Here is a 15,745-nt window from a genome sequence, read left to right on the forward strand (position 1 = left end):
ACAGGAGAAAACGCTGTCCTCGCGAGGAAAGCGCTGAGAACCCGCGGCGGTGCCGGTGTCTTTGGTGGTTTCTGGTCAGCGGCTTCGCCGCTGAGGGGATCAACTGATCAACTGATCAACTGGTCTGCTGGTCTGCTGGTCTGCTGGTCAGGTGGTTCGGGGTTGTTCGTTGTGGTCTGCGGGGGTGTGCGGGGCCAGGTGGGCTATCGGGCTTGCGGTGGTGCCTCGGGGGTGGGCGCGGAGGGCGGTGCGGGCGGTCGTCGCGTGGGCGTGGTCCACGACGGCGAGGAGGCAGCCCGCGCAGGCCGCGTGCAGCGGGTCGATGCCGAAGTGGTCGGCAGCCCGGCGCACCTCCGGGGTCACCGGCACCGCCGAGTGGTCCAGCAGCACCCGCACCGAGGCGGCCCGGGCGATCTCGTCCAGCGCCGCGGCCACCCCGCCGCCGGTCACCTCGCGCAGCGCCCGGACTCCGGGCACCGCCAGCACGGCCGAGGCCAGCCCGGTCAGCGGCGCGACGTCCGAGACGACGTCCGCGCCGAGCGCGACCGCGAGGCCGTGCTCCCCGACCGGCCCGCTCACCAGCACCGCATCTCCCGGCCGGGCGCGGCCGGCACCCAGCCGGTGCGCTCCGCCGCCCGCGCCCACCCCGGTCGTGTCGATCGCGCAGCCGCGCACCCGGCCGCGCCGGACGACCGACACCCCGTCGACCGCCACCGGCACGCCCGCCGCCTCGGCCGCCGTCACCATCGACCGCGCCACCCGCCGCAGGTCACCGGCCGGGAAACCGGCTTCGACGGTGAACCGCACCGACAGGTGGTGCGGCACCGCGCCGGAGACCGCGAGCGCGTTCACCGTGCCGGAGACCGCGAGATCACCGATCGTCCCGCCGGGGAAGAACAGCGGCGAGCAGGCGAACGAATCGGTCACCAGCACCAGGCCGCCGGGCGGCTGGGTGGGCGGCGCACCGCGGAACTCCGCCCGCAACACCGCTCCGGCGGTCGCGACCGACCGCACCGGTCCGCCTCGGACCAGGACGCGTTCGCCGCCGCCCGTCACCGCGGCGGCTCCGGCCGCCCGAGCAGCTCGTCCAGCGTCGCCGCCCGCTGCGGCCGCGCCCGGTGCTCGTGGAGGCGGGGCCGGGGGAGCCTGCGCCGCGGCGGCCCGGCGACCGCGGCGTGCCACAGCGCGGCGGGCAGCGCGAACCCGGCCACCCCGGCCCGGGACAGCCGCGCCGCGTGCAGCGCCCCGCCCGCGCCGAGGTAGAACAGCGTGCCGCCGAACCGGAATTCCAGCGGCACCTCCCCGTCCCGCACCGCGTGGAAGTACTGGGCGGCCACCGCGTCCGCGTCGCACGCCACCGGCAGCGCGGCACCGGTGTTCCCGCGGAACGGGCCGACGACGGTGCTCGTCCGACTCCACGGCAACGCGCGCATCGTCGTCGACCACCGCTCGGGTGCGCCGAAGACCTCGGTCAGCCGGATCGCCTCCGCGGTGTCGTAGCGGCGCCGGGCCGGGACGATCCGCAGCGCCGCGACCAGGCTGATCGAGCGGACCCGGACCTCCGGCGGTGCCTCCACGCCCAGCAGGAACCGCAGCGCGGGCCCCGCGCCGGAGCGGATCGGTTCGGCGCCGAGCACGGTGAACACCGGTTCCGGTGCGGGCCCGGTGGCGGCCTCGGGCAGGTCTTCGGGGGCCGCGGTCATGCCGCGCCCGCTTCGGTGAGCGTCATCCCGGAAACCTCCCAGCGCCTCGGCCACGCCGCAGTGTCGACCGCCGGACGCACCCCTGCAACGCAGGCCCCGCCACCGGGCGAACCCGGACGAGGACGACCGCGCCGCGGGTTCGCCGGGCCGCCCGGTCTGATCACCGCCAGCGGTAGCGGCGTTCCGGGCGGCCGGTGCCGCCGTAGCGCAGCCGCACCTCGGCGCGGCCGGTGTCCACGAAGTGCTCCAGGTACTTGCGCGCCGACACCCGGGACAGCTCGGCCAGCGCGGCGCACTCGGTCGCCGACAGGTCGTCCGCCGCTTCGCGCAGCACCCGTTCCACGACGCCCGCCGTCTCGCTCGCCAGCCCCTTCGGCGTCGTCGCGGGCCGCGGCGGGACGCCGAAGAGCCGGTCCACGTCCTGCTGCGCCGCCGGGGCGTCCCCTGGCAGTTCGCTGATCCGATCGTGCAGCGCCCGGAAGTGCTCCAGCTGCTCGCGCAGCGCATCGGAGCTGAACGGTTTGATCAGGTAGTGCAGCGCTCCGCCGCGCACCGCCCCGCGGACGGTGTCCAGGTCGTGCGCGGCGCTGATCACCAGCACGTCCGGTTCGGTGGACGGCCGCGCCCCGGTGCGCATCGAGCGCAGCACGCTCAGCCCGTCCACGTCGGGCAGGTAGATGTCGAGCAGCACCAGGTCGGGCCGCAGCCGCTCCACTTCGCGCAGCGCCTCCGCGCCGGAGTGCGCGACGCCGACCACGCCGAAGCCGGGCACCCGCTCCACGTAGCCGCTGTGGATCTTCGCGACCATGAAGTCGTCGTCGACGACCAGCACCGTGATCACCCGGTCACCTCCGCGTCCAGCGGCAGCCGCGCGGTGAACACGGCGCCGTGCTCGTTGCGGACCTGCACCGAGCCGCCGCGGCGGCGGCAGATCCGCCGGGTCAGCGCCAGGCCGAGCCCGCGGTCGCCGTCCCGGGCGGCCTTCGTGCTGAAGCCGTGCCGGAAGACCTCCTCGACGATCTCCGGCGCCACGCCGGGCCCGGAATCCCGCACCACCAGCGTCACCACGTCGCCCGCGTGCCGCAGGTCCACCTCGATCCGGTCGTCGCCGGAGGCGCCGTCGACGGCGTCCAGCGCGTTGTCCACCAGGTTCCCCAGCACCGTGGTCACGTCCGCGGACAGCTGTTCGTCGAGCTCGCCGAGCGCGCTGCCCTCGCTCAGCCGCAGCCCCACCCCGCGTTCGGCGGCGAGGCTGGCCTTCGCGATCAGCAGCGCCGCGGTCGCCGGGTCGGCGATGCGGGAGGACACCTCCGCCTGCCACTGGCCGCGGCGGTGGCTGATCCGGTCCACGAACCGCGCGAGCTCGTCGTGCTCGCCGAGTTCGAGCAGTCCGGAGATGGTGTGCAGCCGGTTGCTGAACTCGTGGGCCTGCGCGCGCAGCGTGTCGGTGGTGGTGCGGTGCGCGGCCAGTTCTTCCCGCAGGTCCACCAGTTCCGTCCGATCCCGCATGGTGATCACCGCGCCGACGGTGGAGATCGGCATCCGGTTCAGCACCACCACGCGTCCGCGGCGCAGCACGATCTGGTCGACGCCGGAGGTGCGGCCGGTGAGCACGTCCCGCGCCCGGTCGTTGAGGTCCAGCGCGTCGATGCGGCTGCCGACGCAGTCCGCGGGCAGCGACAGCAGTTCCCGGGCCTGGTCGTTCACCAGCGTGATCCGGTCCTGCTGGTCCACGCCGAGCACGCCTTCGCGGATGCCGTGCAGCATCGCCTCCCGGTGCTCCACCAGCCGCGTGATCTCCTGCGGTTCCAGGCCGAGCGTCTGGTGCTTCACCCGTCGCGCCAGCAGGATCGACCCGGCCACGGCCAGGAACGTCGCGAACGCCAGCAGCACCAGCGGATCACCGGGCGCGCGGCGGATGCCCGCGAAGAGATCGGGGGTTTCGCGCCCGGCCGCGACGACGCCGATGATCCGGGCGTCGTCGCCGATCACCGGCACGTGCGCCACCAGCGATTCGACGCCGTCGGCGCCGCGCACGTCCCCGACCCAGGCCCGGCCGCGCAGCGCGGTGCTCTCGCCCATCGGCAGCGGCTGCCCGCGCTGACCGGGATCGGGCGAGGTCAGCACCACGCCCCGGCCATCGGCGATGATCACCTGGTCGGCACCGGAGAGGCTGCGGGCGCTCTCCGCGAAGATCGGCAGCGCGTCCCGGTTCACCGGGTCCTGGAGGCTCAGCCGCACCCCGCCGGTCGCGGCGAGGTCTTCGGCGACCGACAGCATCCGCCTGCCCTCGGTGGTGCGGAACGCGGCGTTGGACTGCGACACCGAGAACACCGCGACCGAGGCCAGCAGCACCAGGATGATCGCCAGCTGCCAGCCGAGCAGCTGGCGCGAAAGCGGCCCGCGCATGCCCCACCTCCCTCGCCGCGTCGCGTGGTCCGACCGACGCTAACCCGCTGACCTGCGCGGGCGGGTGGAAGGGTGGCTTCGAATCGGTGACACAACGAACACAACCACCGTTAGGTTCGCAAGGACGACAGCGCGCACCCCGCAGTGCAGCATGATCCGGGTCACTTCCCACCACAACGGAGAGGCGGGATCGCCGTGCGCCTGCGCAGCGCGCTGTCCGTGGTCGCTTCCCTGCTGCTCGTGCTGCTGGTGCCACCGCTGGTGAGCACCGGCTCCGGCGACGAGACCGAGCAGCAGATCCGCGGCCTGCGAATGCTGGTGCCGAACTCGCCGGGCGGCGGCTACGACATCACCGCCCGCACCGCCGTGAAGGCGATGGAGGACGCGAAGCTCAACGGCAACGTCGAGGTGTTCAACCTGCCCGGCGCGGGTGGCACCGTCGGCCTCGGCCGCGTCGTCGGCGAGCGGGGCAACGGCAAGCTCGCCATGTCCATGGGCCTCGGCGTCGTCGGCAGCGTCTACACCAACCACTCGCCGGTGTCCCTGCAGGACACCACGCCGGTCGCGAAGCTCGTCGAAGAACCCGAAGTGGTCGTCGTCGCGAAGGATTCGCCGTACCGCACGTTCGACCAGCTCGTCTCGGACTGGAAGCGCGATCCCGGGCAGACGCCCGTCGGCGGCGGTTCCTCGCCCGGCGGACCCGACCACCTGGCGCCGATGCTCATCGCCAAGGCCATCGGGCTCAGCCCGAAGCAGGTCAACTACGTGCCGTTCGACGGTGGCGGTGAGCTGCTGGCCTCGGTGCTCGGCGGCAAGGTCGACTTCGGCGTCTCCGGCATCGGCGAGTACCGGGACCAGATCGAGGCCGGGGAGCTGCGGGTGCTCGCGGTGACCGGCCCGGACCGGCTGCCCGGGGTGGACGCGCCGACGCTGCGCGAAGCCGGGCTGGACGTGCTGTTCACCAACTGGCGCGGCATCGTCGCGCCGCCCGATCTGTCCGAAGTGGACCGTGCGAAGCTCGTCGGCCTGTTCACCCGGCTCAACGACTCCCCGGAGTGGCAGGAGGCGATGCGCCGCAACGGGTGGACGCCCGCGTTCCAGCCGGGCCCGGAGTTCGGCGGGTTCCTGGAGCAGGAGAACGACCGCGTCGTCTCGGTGCTGGAGGAGTTGGGGCTGGCATGAACACCACCGGAACCTCCCGCAGGCAGTGGCTCAAGGACCACTCCGAACTCGGCATCTGCGTGCTGCTGGCCGCGCTCGGCGTCGTCGTGCTCGTCGACGCCGCCACCATCGCCACCGACTTCACCCAGCGCGGCCCGATCGGCCCGAAGACGGTGCCGTTCCTCGTCGGCGGGCTGCTGCTCGTCGTGGCCGCGCTGCTGGCCCGCGACGTGCTCCGCGGCGGGCGCGGCTCGGCGGAGACGGGCGAGGACGTCGACCTGGACGCGCCCAGCGACTGGCGGACCGTGCTGCTGCTGACCGCCGCGTTCCTCGCCAACGCCGTGCTGATCAACATCATCGGATTCCCGTTGTCCGGGATGATCCTGTTCTGGGGCTCGGCGTACGCGCTGGGCAGCCGGAACCCGGTGCGCGACCCGCTGATCTCCGCGGTGCTCTCCGTCGCCACCTACGTCGTGTTCGACCAGCTGCTCGGGGTGCCCCTGCCGGGCGGACCGCTGATGGGGGTGCTGTGAAGTGGAATCCTCGTTCGACCTGCTGATGCAGGGGTTCGCGACCGCGCTGACCCCGATGAACCTGGTGTGGGCCGCGCTCGGCGTGCTGCTGGGCACCGCGATCGGCGTGCTGCCCGGCATCGGGCCGGCGATGGCGGTGGCGCTGCTGCTGCCCGTCACCTACGCGCTGGAACCGACCGGAGCGTTCATCATGTTCGCCGGCATCTACTTCGGCGGCATGTTCGGTGGCTCCACCACCTCCATCCTGCTGAACACGCCGGGGGAGAGCGCCGCCGTCGTCGCCGCGATGGAAGGCAACCCGATGGCCCGCAAGGGCCGCGGATCGCAGGCGCTGGCCGCCGCCGCCATCGGGCACTTCATCGGCGCGCTCATCGGCATCACGCTGCTCACCCTGCTCGCGCCCACGGTCGCCTCGGCGGCGGTGAACATCGGGGCGCCGGACTACCTGGCGGTGATGGTGCTCGCGTTCATCGCGGTCACCTCGGTGCTCGGCAACTCCCGCATCCGCGGGTTCGCCTCGCTGCTGATCGGGCTCACCATCGGGCTGATCGGGCTGGACGAGATGACCGGGCAGCAGCGGCTCACCTTCGGGCTGCTGTCGCTGGCCGACGGCATCGACGTGGTCATCGTCGCCGTCGGGCTGTTCGCCATCGGCGAGTCGCTGTGGGTGGCCGCGCACCTGCGCCACACCTCCGGCAAACCGATCCCGGTGGGGCGGCCGTGGCTCGGCAAGGAGGACCTGCGGCGCTCCTGGAAGCCGTGGCTGCGCGGGCCGCTGATCGGCTTCCCGTTCGGCGCGATCCCCGCCGGCGGCGCCGAGATCCCCACCTTCCTGTCCTACGTCACCGAGAAGCGGTTGTCCCGCAACAGGCACGAGTTCGGCAAGGGCGCCATCGAGGGCGTCGCCGGTCCGGAGGCCACCGCCAGCGCCTCCGCCGCCGGGACCATGGTCTCGATGCTCACCCTCGGCCTGCCCACCACGGCCGTCGCCGCGGTCATGCTCGCCGCGTTCCAGCAGTACGGCATCCAGCCGGGTCCGCTGCTGTTCCAGCGCGAATCGGACCTGGTGTGGGCGCTGATCGCGAGCATGTTCATCGGCTCGGTGCTGCTGCTGGTGCTGAACCTGCCGCTGGCACCGGTGTGGGCGAAGCTGCTGCAGATCCCGCGGCCCTACCTGTACGCGGGCATCCTGTTCTTCGCCAGCATCGGCGCGTACGCCGTCGGCGGGTCCTCGCTGGACCTGCTGGTGCTGTTCATCATCGGGCTCATCGGGTTCGCGATGCGCCGCTACGGGTTGCCGGTGCTGCCCGCGATCATCGCGGTGATCCTGGGGCCGACGGCCGAGCAGCAGATGCGGCGCGCGTTGCAGATCAGTGACGGTCAGGTCACCGGTCTGATCAACACCCCGTTCTCCATCGCGGTCTACACCGTGGTCGTGCTGATCCTGGTGTGGCCGCTGCTCGCCCGCCTCCTGCCCCGCCGCCGAGCGGCTGAGCAGGACGGCGAGCGGGAGGAGGAGCGAGCGGAGGTCTGACGCCCCCCGAACGACCTCCGCTCCCGGACGGAGGTCCGCGCCGCACCCCCGGCCGCGCGGACCTCCGTCACCCGCCCCCGAATGATCACCGGACGAACTACACTCCGGCGGGTGGCCGAATACCGGATCGACGACCTGGCCCGCGCCGCGGGAACGACGGTGCGCAACGTGCGGGTCTACCAGGACCGGGAGCTGCTGCCCGCGCCGCGCCGCGAAGGGCGGCTGGCGATCTACTCCGACGCGCACCTGGTGCGCCTCCGGATGATCATCAACATGCTGGGGCGCGGCTACGCGTTCGCGCAGATCCGCGAAATGCTGTCGGCGTGGGAATCGGGACGCAGCCTCGCCGAGGTGCTCGGCCTCGAAGAGGTCATGGGGGAGTCCTGGGCGGAGCAGTCGCCGCGGGTCTACTCGCTGTCGCAGCTGCGCGAGATGTTCCGCGGCCAGCTCAACCAGCAGAACATCCGCCGCGCCATCGAGCTGAACCTGCTGGAGCGGTGGGGCGCCCGATTCGTCGCCCCCAGCCCGCAGCTGCTCGACGCGGGCAGCGAACTCGTGCGGCTCGGGGTGCCGCTCGCCGAGGTGCTCGAACTCGCCGAGCAGCTGCAGGCCGACGTGGACCACGTGTCCGAGTCGCTGGTGTCGCTGGTGCGCACGCACGTCCTCGAACCGGCCGACACGGCCTGGGACGACGCCGAGGTGGCGCGCTACACCGAGGTGGTGCGGCGGCTGCGGCCGCTGGCGATGTCCGCGCTGAACGCCGCCGCCGCGCGCTCCGCGGAACGCGTCATCCCCGACATCCTCGGCGACCGGCTGGTCGCCCTGCTCAGGGACCAGGAGAACCCCGGCGAAGCGGGGTGATCCCCGGGGCGTCGTGCGCTGCGGGGCAGCACGGCCTCGCGCACCGGTGCACCCGCGCGGCCGGCCGTGCCGTCGTCCTGCCGGTGGCGGAGCCGCCCGATCGACCGCGGCTGCTCAGCGGTTCCCCCGCGAGGCCGCCGTGCTCACCGGTGGCTCTCCGCCACCGATGAGGACGATCCCGCCGCGGGGGGACCCGCTGACTGCCTGTCTCGCTGTTGCTGCCGCGTAGTGCTCGGGTGGCGGAACCTCAGCGGCTTCCTCGCTGCGGGATCGATGTCCGCTGTGCGTCCGGCACACGGCGACATCGCCGTCCTCGCGAGGAAGCCGCTGAGAACCCGCGGCGGTGCGGGCCGGCGGCGTGGTCGTCGGCTCAGCGGCTTCGCCGCTGACGGGAAACCGACAAGACCCGTCGGGCCGGTTCAGCAGTGAAGTCCCGCCACCGGCTCCGACCCGCACCTGGCGCGGAGGGGCGGTCCGCTCAGCGGTTGTTGAAGCCTGCGCGGCGCAGCGCGTCCGCCATGGCGCCGCCGGCCGGGGCCGAGTCGCGCTTGCGCTGGCCGCCGCCCTTACCGCCACCGCCGCCGCGGCCGTTGCCGCCGTTCTTGCCGCCACCGCCACCGGGACGACCGCCGCGGCGCTCGCCGGAGCCCTGGCCGCCGGAGCCCTGGCCGCGCTCGGCGCCGACCTCGTCGTCCAGCCGCAGCGTCAGCGAGATCCGCTTCCGCGGGACGTCCACGTCGAGGACCTTCACCTTCACCACGTCGCCGGACTTCACCACGTCGTGCGGGTCGTTGACGAAGTTCTTCGACATCGCCGACACGTGCACCAGGCCGTCCTGGTGCACCCCGACGTCCACGAACGCGCCGAACGCGGCCACGTTCGTCACGACGCCCTCCAGCCGCATCCCCGGTTGCAGGTCGCCGATCTTCTCCACGCCGTCGGCGAAGGTCGCCGTCTGGAACGTGGGACGCGGGTCGCGGCCCGGCTTCTCCAGCTCGGAGAGGATGTCGGTGACGGTCGGCAGCCCCACCGAGTCGTCGACGAAGTCGGTGGGCTTGATGCCGCGCAGCACCCGCTCGTTGCCGATCACCGCGCCCAGCTCCGCCCCGGTCGCCTCCAGGATGCGCCGCACCACCGGGTAGGACTCGGGGTGCACGCTGGAGGAGTCGAGCGGGTCGTCGCCGTCCGGGATGCGCAGGAAGCCCGCGCACTGCTCGAACGCCTTCGGCCCCAGCCGCGCCACGTCCTTGAGCCCCTTGCGGGAGCGGAACGGCCCGTTGCCGTCCCGGTGCGCCACGATGTTCTCGGCGAGGCCCTCACCGATGCCGGACACCCGGGTCAGCAGCGGCACCGAGGCGGTGTTGACGTCCACGCCCACCGCGTTCACGCAGTCCTCCACCACCGCGTCCAGCGAGCGGGACAGCTTCGTCTCGGTGATGTCGTGCTGGTACTGGCCGACGCCGATCGACTTCGGGTCGATCTTCACGAGCTCGGCCAGCGGGTCCTGCAACCGGCGCGCGATGGACACCGCGCCGCGCAGCGAGACGTCCAGCTCCGGCAGCTCCCGGGACGCGTAGGCGGAGGCCGAGTACACCGAGGCGCCCGCCTCAGACACCGAGATCTTCGTCAGGCCCAGGTCCGGCTGCCGCTTGATCAGGTCGGCGGCGAGCCGGTCCGTCTCGCGGGACGCGGTGCCGTTGCCGATGGCGATCAGGTCCACGCCGTGCGCGCGGGCCAGCTTCTCCAACGAGGCCAGCGCCTGGTCCCAGCGCTGCTGCGGCTGGTGCGGGTAGATGGTGTCGGTGGCCACCAGCTTGCCGGTGCCGTCGACCACGGCGACCTTCACCCCGGTGCGGAAGCCCGGGTCCAGGCCCATCGTGGCGCGGGTGCCCGCCGGGGCGGCCAGCAGCAGGTCCCGCAGGTTCGCCGCGAACACCCGCACCGCCTCGTCCTCGGCGGCCTGCCGCAGCCGCAGCCGCAGGTCGATGCCCAGGTGGGTGAGGATGCGGGTGCGCCACGCCCAGCGGACCACCTCGCCGAGCCAGCGGTCCGCGGGCCTGCCCCGGTCGGCGATCTCGAAGCGCCGCGCGATCTCCCGCTCGTACGGGGTCGGGCCCTCCTGCTCGCTGCCGTCGTCGGGTTCGAGGCCGAGGTCGAGGACCTCCTCCTTCTCCCCGCGGAACAGCGCCAGGATGCGGTGCGAGGGCAGCTGCTCGAACGGCTCGTCGAACTCGAAGTAGTCGGCGAACTTCGCGCCCTCGTCCGCCTTGCCCTCGCGGACCCGCGAGGTCACCCGGCCGCGGGACCACATGCGCTCGCGCAGCTCGCCCACCAGGTCGGCGTCCTCGGAGAAGCGCTCCACGAGGATCGCCCGGGCGCCCTCCAGCGCCGCGCCCGCGTCGGCCACGCCCTTGTCGGCGTCGACGTACTCGGCGGCGCGTTCCCGCGGGTCCTGCCCGGGGTCCGACAGCAGCAGGTCGGCGAGCGGTTCGAGCCCGGCCTCCCGCGCGATCTGGCCCTTGGTGCGCCGCTTCGGCTTGTACGGCAGGTAGATGTCCTCCAAGCGGGCCTTGGAGTCGGCCGCGTTGATGCGGGCCTCCAGCTCGGCGCCGAGCTTGCCCTGCGAGCGGATCGACTCCAGCACCGTGCTGCGCCGCTCCTCCAGCTCGCGCAGGTAGCGCAGCCGTTCTTCCAGGGTGCGCAGCTGCGCGTCGTCGAGCCCGTCGGTGGCCTCCTTGCGGTACCGCGCGACGAACGGCACCGTGGCGCCGCCGTCGAGCAGGCTGACGGCGGCCTCGACCTGCCGCTCCCGCACGCCGATCTCCTCGGCGATCCTCTGATGCACAGCCGTCGTCACGATGTCCCGACACCTCTCCTGATCTCCGCCCAGAACCGTCCGTGCATTCTGCCCGACGTCCCGATCAAGCTCGCCCGGTGCGCGCTTCGGCGTGTCGGCACGGCCCGTGGCCTGCGGTTCCGCACCCGGTGCGGTGGCCCGCGGGGGCCTACGCTCGGTTGCGGGAGGTGGGCACGTGGACGCTGCGGACGTCACGCGCGGCTCGCGGGGACGGCTGCCTCCCGAGACGACGAGCTTCATCGGCAGGCGCCGGGAACTCGCCGAAGCTCGCAGGCAGATGTACTCGGGGCGGCTGCTCACGCTCACCGGCCCGGCCGGGGTCGGCAAGAGCAGGCTGGCGCTGCGCCTCGCGCGCAAGCTGCGCCGCGCCTACCCGGACGGGGTGGTGCTGGTCGCGCTCTCCGACGTGCAGGACCCGGCGCTGCTGCCGCAGACCGTCGCCGCCGCGCTCGGCGGCAGGCCCGGCCCGGGCAACCCCGCCGAGGACCTGGTGTCCCGGCTCCGCGGCGAGCGGGTGCTGATCATCCTCGACGACTGCGACCACGTGCTCGGCGCGGCGGCCCGGCTGGCGCGCAGGCTGCTCACCGAGCACGAGGACGTGCACGTGCTGGCCACCAGCAGGCAGGCGCTGGGCGTGGCGGGGGAGCTGGTGCTGCCGGTGGCGCCGCTGTCGCTGCCCGCCGAGGACGATGCGCCCGACCGCGCCTACGGCGACGTGTTCGCCGACGCCGTCAGCCTGTTCACCGACCGGGCCGCCGCCGTCGTGCCCGGGTTCGGCCTCGACGAGGGCAACCGGGACGCGGTGGTGCGGATCTGCCGCAGGCTGGACGGGATGCCGCTGGCCATCGAGCTCGCCGCCGCCCAGCTCGGCGACTCCACGCCCGCGGAGGTGCTGGACCGCCTCGACGACCGGTTCGCGCTGCTCACCAGCGGGGACCAGCCGTCCAGGGACGAGGCGCTGGAGGAGTCCATCGGCTGGAGCTTCGGGCTGTGCACTCCGCGCGAGCAGCTGCTGTGGGCGCGGCTGTCCTGCTTCGTCGGCGAGTGGGACGCGGCCGCCGTCCGCGAGGTGTGCGGCGACGAGCGGCTCACCGCCGCGGACGTCGACGAGTCGCTGGACGTGCTGGTGTCGAAATCGGTGGTGGTGCGCGAGCACGACGAGATGGCGCGCACCGACTACTACCGCATGTTCGACAGCATCCGGGAGTTCGGCCTGGCCCGGCTGCACGCCGACGGGGAGGAGGCCGTCGTCCGCGCCCGGCACGCCGCCTACCTGCACGACCTCGCCGACCGCTACAGCAACGAGGTGTTCGGGCCGCGGCAGCTGGAGTGGATCCACCACATGATCCACCTGCACCCGAACCTGCGGCTGGTCCTGGAGCACGACCTCGCCGACCCGGACCGGGCGCGAGTGGCGGCGGCGACCGCGGCGAAGCTGTGGTCGTTCTGGTTCTCCGGCAACGCGTTGCGGGAGGGCTACGAGTGGCTGTGGAGCTCGGTGGCGGCGGTGCCGGAGCCGGTGGCCGAACGCGCCGACTGCCTGTCCACGGCGGCGTTCCTGGCGTTGAACCTGACCGACCTCGACGCGGCGGAGGCGGCGCTGACCGAGGCGGTCCGGCTCGCCGAGCGGATCGGGGACCGCGGGCTGCAGGCCAGGGTGGACGGGACCCGCGGCATGGCGGTGATGCTCCGCGGGCGGCTGGACGAGGCGGCCTGGTACCTGGAGCGCTCCGCGATCGGCCACACCGCCACCGGGAACCTGTTCGGTTACACCAACGCGATGATCCTGCTGGCCTGCCTCGGGTTCTACCGGCACGACCCGCGCGGGGCCGAGTCGGCGGCCGAGTGCCTGCGGCTGTGCGAGACGTTCGGGGCGCCGTGGACGAAGAGCTACGTGCTGTGGGTGGTGTCCCTGCACCGGTGGCGCGGCGGCGACCCGCGGGAGGCGTCGCTGCTGATCCAGCAGGCGATCCGGTTGCAGCAGCTGGCCCACGACCTGGCCGGGCTCGGCGTCTACCTGGAGGTGCTGTCCTGGTGCGCCGCCGCCGCGGGCCAGCCGCGGCGGGCGGCGCGGCTGATGGGCGCCTCGAAGGCGCTGCGCAAGGCCAACGGCGGCGAGATGGGCGACTCGGTGTACTTCGACGACTACGACGCGGTGGCGATGGCCTGGTCCTGGCAGGTCCTCGGCGAGGAGGAGTTCCGGGCCGCCAGCCGCGAGGGTGCGGAGTGGGAGCTGTCGGAGATGGTCGCCTACGCGCTCGGCGAGAGCGGGTCCCGGCCGGAGTCGGTGCCGTCCGGGGCGAACGCGGGCGCGCTGTCCCCGCGGGAGGTGGAGACGGCGGTGCTGCTCGCGGCCGGGACGCCCGCGGCGGAGATCGCCGAGCGGCTCGGCGTGGAACCCCTCGCCGGGGAGGTGGAGGCCGAGCAGGTGCTGGAGCGGCTCGGCTTCGCCGACCGGGACGAGCTCGCGGCCTGGGTCCGGCGCCGTTCGTCCTAGCCGTCGTCCGTTAGGGTGACGGCGCCCCGCGCGAACCCGCGGCCCCGGACGGCATCGCGCCCCCGGCCCGCCGGTTCCCCCGGAAGTGAGCCACCTCTCCGGCTACCCCGGGAATGTGCACCGCGGGTGACGGATCGGAGGGGTCGCGGTGGCCTGGAGAACCGGAACCAGGTACCTCCCTACGTAGAAACCGCGATGCACGTACACGCTCCGTTCCGGAGTGTGGGTCCACGTGACACCCCCCGATCGACACGAGAACCCCGAGACCCCGACCCCCGAGAACCAGACCCCCGAGACGACGCAGCCCGCTTCGGCGAACAGCAACGCATGGCGGGACACGGCATTGGGCGCCGACCGCGCGGTGCGTTCCGGTGTGGACCGGGTGCGGCCCTACGCCCACCAGGTCTGGCAGAAGATCCTGCCGCTGCTGCGCCGGCTGTGGCTGGCGGTGCTGCCGCTGCTGAGCAAGGCGCGGAACTCCACCGCCGGTCGCCGCGTCGAGGAGACCGTCGGCCCGTGGGCCGACCGCGCCGCCGCCAAGTTCCGCGAGCAGGACCACGGCGGGCAGCACCGCACCTCGCAGCCGCGGCTGCGGGCCATGAAGGCCGGTGCCGGACTGGCCGCGCTGGGCGTGGTGGGCGTCGCGGTGCTCAGCGTGAGCACCGGTTCGCACGACGACGTCCGCACCGCCGCGCACGTGGACGACATCCCCGCGGCGTCCCAGCAGGGCGGGCAGAACTCCGCCGGCCTGTTCGACGAGACCCCCGACGACGACTCCGACTCCGAGGACTCGGGCCCGGTGCCCGGTCCGCCCGCCAAGGGCATCGACGTCTCGAACCACAACGGTTCGGTGGACTGGAAGAAGGTCGCCGCGTCCGGGCAGAACTTCACGTTCGTGCTCGCCACCGACGGCACCGACTTCACCAGCCCGAAGTACGCCGAGCAGTACCACGGTGCGAAGGACGCCGGCCTGCTGGCCGCGCCGTACCACTTCGCCCGCCCCGACGAGTCCGCCGAGGCGCAGGCCGACAAGCTGCTGCAGGTCGCCGACTACCAGAAGGACGGCAAGAGCCTGCCTCCGGTGCTGGACCTGGAGGTCGACCCGTCCGGTGGTGGCTGCTACGGCCTGTCCGTCCCCGAGATGCACAAGTGGACCGACACCTTCACGGACAAGGTGAAGTCCGCGACCGGCAGTGACCCGATCATCTACGCCAACCCGTCGTTCTGGAACGAGTGCATGGGCGGCACCGACAGCTACTCGGACCACCCGCTGTGGCTGGCCTCCTACGGCGTCGACGAGCCGACCGTGCCCCAGGGCTTCAAGGACTGGAACTTCTGGCAGTACACCGAGGACGGCAGCGTCTCCGGCGTGAACGGTTCGGTCGACCAGAACCACTTCCAGGGCAGCGTCGGCGACCTGAAGAAGCTGGCGGGCTGATCCCACGGTGCGGGCCGCACTCCGAGCGGCCCGCACCGCAGTCCCCCACCTGAAGACCCCGGCCGCGCGGCCACCCCGAGAACTCCGCCGCACGGCCACCCGGGACCAGGCCACCTGGAGAGGGAACGGCCTTCCGAAGAACCCGGCGCCGCCCCGAGGCTCCGGACCCCGACCCGGCCCCCGCCCGCATCCCCCGCGGGCGGGGGCCGCCGCACGTCCGGACCGGGAAAACCCGCCGCACCCGCTCGAGGGCCCGGCCCCCGCACCTCGCGGGCGGCCGGGCCGTCGCAGGACGGGGCCGTGTCCTTCCGCGTCACCGCCGCCGACCACACCGGCATCACCGTCGCCGACCTGGACCGCTCGCTGGAGTTCCGATGCGGCCGGCTTCGAGCCGGCCCGCCGCGGGCGCCTCACCGGCGAGTTCGCCGCCCAGGTCACCGGCGTGCCGGGCGCGGACATCGACCTGGCGGTGGTCGTCGTCCCCGGCCACCGCATCGAGCTGCTGCAGTACAACGCCCCCGCGGACCGCGCCCGCGTGCGCTCGCGCCCGTGCGACGTGGGCGCGCAGCACCTCGCCTTGCGGGTGGACGACATCGACGCGCTGCTCGCGGCGGCGGCCGAGTCGGGCTGGGAGCCCGCGGGCTCGCCGCAGACGATGGCCGAGGGGCCGCGCGCCGGGACGCGCTTCGCGTACGTGCGGGACCAGGACGGGACCACCGTGGAGCTGATCCAACCGGCGTGAGCGTCCTCAC

At 73.4% G+C, this 15,745-nt stretch carries 12 protein-coding genes; 7 read left to right on the plus strand and 5 right to left on the minus strand.

Annotated features, from left to right (window positions below):
• Positions 1-147: 147 nt before the first annotated feature.
• From ABZ805_RS14885 to ABZ805_RS14900, 4 genes are all read right to left on the minus strand, one after another.
• Positions 148-1,014: an AIR synthase-related protein gene (locus tag ABZ805_RS14885; RefSeq protein WP_358439681.1), complete on the minus strand. Its 867-nt coding sequence runs from the start codon at positions 1,012-1,014 to the stop codon at positions 148-150.
• Between the two features lie 38 nt (positions 1,015-1,052).
• Complete coding sequence (locus ABZ805_RS14890) at positions 1,053-1,703, minus strand: DUF6084 family protein (protein WP_358439684.1); 651 nt, start codon at positions 1,701-1,703, stop codon at positions 1,053-1,055.
• A gap of 160 nt (positions 1,704-1,863) precedes the next feature.
• Positions 1,864-2,544, minus strand: a complete 681-nt coding sequence (locus tag ABZ805_RS14895; protein ID WP_358439686.1) for a response regulator — start codon at positions 2,542-2,544, stop codon at positions 1,864-1,866.
• Entirely contained in the window at positions 2,541-4,112 is a 1,572-nt protein-coding gene (locus tag ABZ805_RS14900) for a sensor histidine kinase (RefSeq protein ID WP_358439688.1), read from the minus strand. The genes ABZ805_RS14895 and ABZ805_RS14900 overlap by 4 nt, the downstream gene beginning before the upstream one ends.
• A gap of 195 nt (positions 4,113-4,307) precedes the next feature.
• On the opposite strand from ABZ805_RS14900, the gene ABZ805_RS14905 reads away from it, so the two are divergent.
• The 4 genes from ABZ805_RS14905 (at position 4,308) to ABZ805_RS14920 (ending at position 8,201) form a co-directional block, all read left to right on the plus strand.
• The gene (locus ABZ805_RS14905) at positions 4,308-5,294 is read left to right on the plus strand and encodes a tripartite tricarboxylate transporter substrate-binding protein (RefSeq protein ID WP_358439690.1); all 987 of its coding nucleotides are present in this window, start codon (positions 4,308-4,310) and stop codon (positions 5,292-5,294) included.
• On the plus strand, positions 5,291-5,806 hold the full coding sequence (locus tag ABZ805_RS14910; RefSeq protein WP_358439693.1) for a tripartite tricarboxylate transporter TctB family protein: 516 nt from the start codon (positions 5,291-5,293) through the stop codon (positions 5,804-5,806). Before ABZ805_RS14905 ends, ABZ805_RS14910 begins: the two co-directional genes overlap by 4 nt.
• 25 nt (positions 5,807-5,831) lie before the next feature.
• On the plus strand, positions 5,832-7,340 hold the full coding sequence (locus ABZ805_RS14915) for a tripartite tricarboxylate transporter permease (RefSeq protein WP_358439840.1): 1,509 nt from the start codon (positions 5,832-5,834) through the stop codon (positions 7,338-7,340).
• Between the two features lie 111 nt (positions 7,341-7,451).
• Positions 7,452-8,201 carry a MerR family transcriptional regulator gene (locus ABZ805_RS14920; RefSeq protein WP_358439696.1) on the plus strand — a complete coding sequence of 250 codons (750 nt, stop codon included), beginning with the start codon at positions 7,452-7,454 and terminating at the stop codon, positions 8,199-8,201.
• 478 nt (positions 8,202-8,679) lie between these two features.
• Here ABZ805_RS14920 and ABZ805_RS14925 read toward each other — a convergent pair whose 3' ends face one another.
• Complete coding sequence (locus tag ABZ805_RS14925; RefSeq protein WP_358439699.1) at positions 8,680-11,058, minus strand: Tex family protein; 2,379 nt, start codon at positions 11,056-11,058, stop codon at positions 8,680-8,682.
• A 175-nt stretch (positions 11,059-11,233) separates the two neighbouring features.
• On the opposite strand from ABZ805_RS14925, the gene ABZ805_RS14930 reads away from it, so the two are divergent.
• The 3 genes from ABZ805_RS14930 (at position 11,234) to ABZ805_RS14940 (ending at position 15,735) form a co-directional block, all read left to right on the plus strand.
• Positions 11,234-13,555 carry an AAA family ATPase gene (locus ABZ805_RS14930; RefSeq protein WP_358439701.1) on the plus strand — a complete coding sequence of 774 codons (2,322 nt, stop codon included), beginning with the start codon at positions 11,234-11,236 and terminating at the stop codon, positions 13,553-13,555.
• Between the two features lie 232 nt (positions 13,556-13,787).
• Positions 13,788-14,993 (plus strand): GH25 family lysozyme, encoded by a 1,206-nt coding sequence (locus ABZ805_RS14935; protein WP_358439704.1) that lies wholly within the window; start codon positions 13,788-13,790, stop codon positions 14,991-14,993.
• Positions 14,994-15,000: 7 nt separating this feature from the next.
• Positions 15,001-15,735: a VOC family protein gene (locus ABZ805_RS14940; RefSeq protein ID WP_358439706.1), complete on the plus strand. Its 735-nt coding sequence runs from the start codon at positions 15,001-15,003 to the stop codon at positions 15,733-15,735.
• Positions 15,736-15,745: the final 10 nt, after the last annotated feature.

The sequence above is a fragment of the Saccharopolyspora sp. NPDC047091 genome, assembly GCF_040643635.1.
In the GTDB taxonomy this organism is placed as follows: domain Bacteria; phylum Actinomycetota; class Actinomycetes; order Mycobacteriales; family Pseudonocardiaceae; genus Saccharopolyspora_C.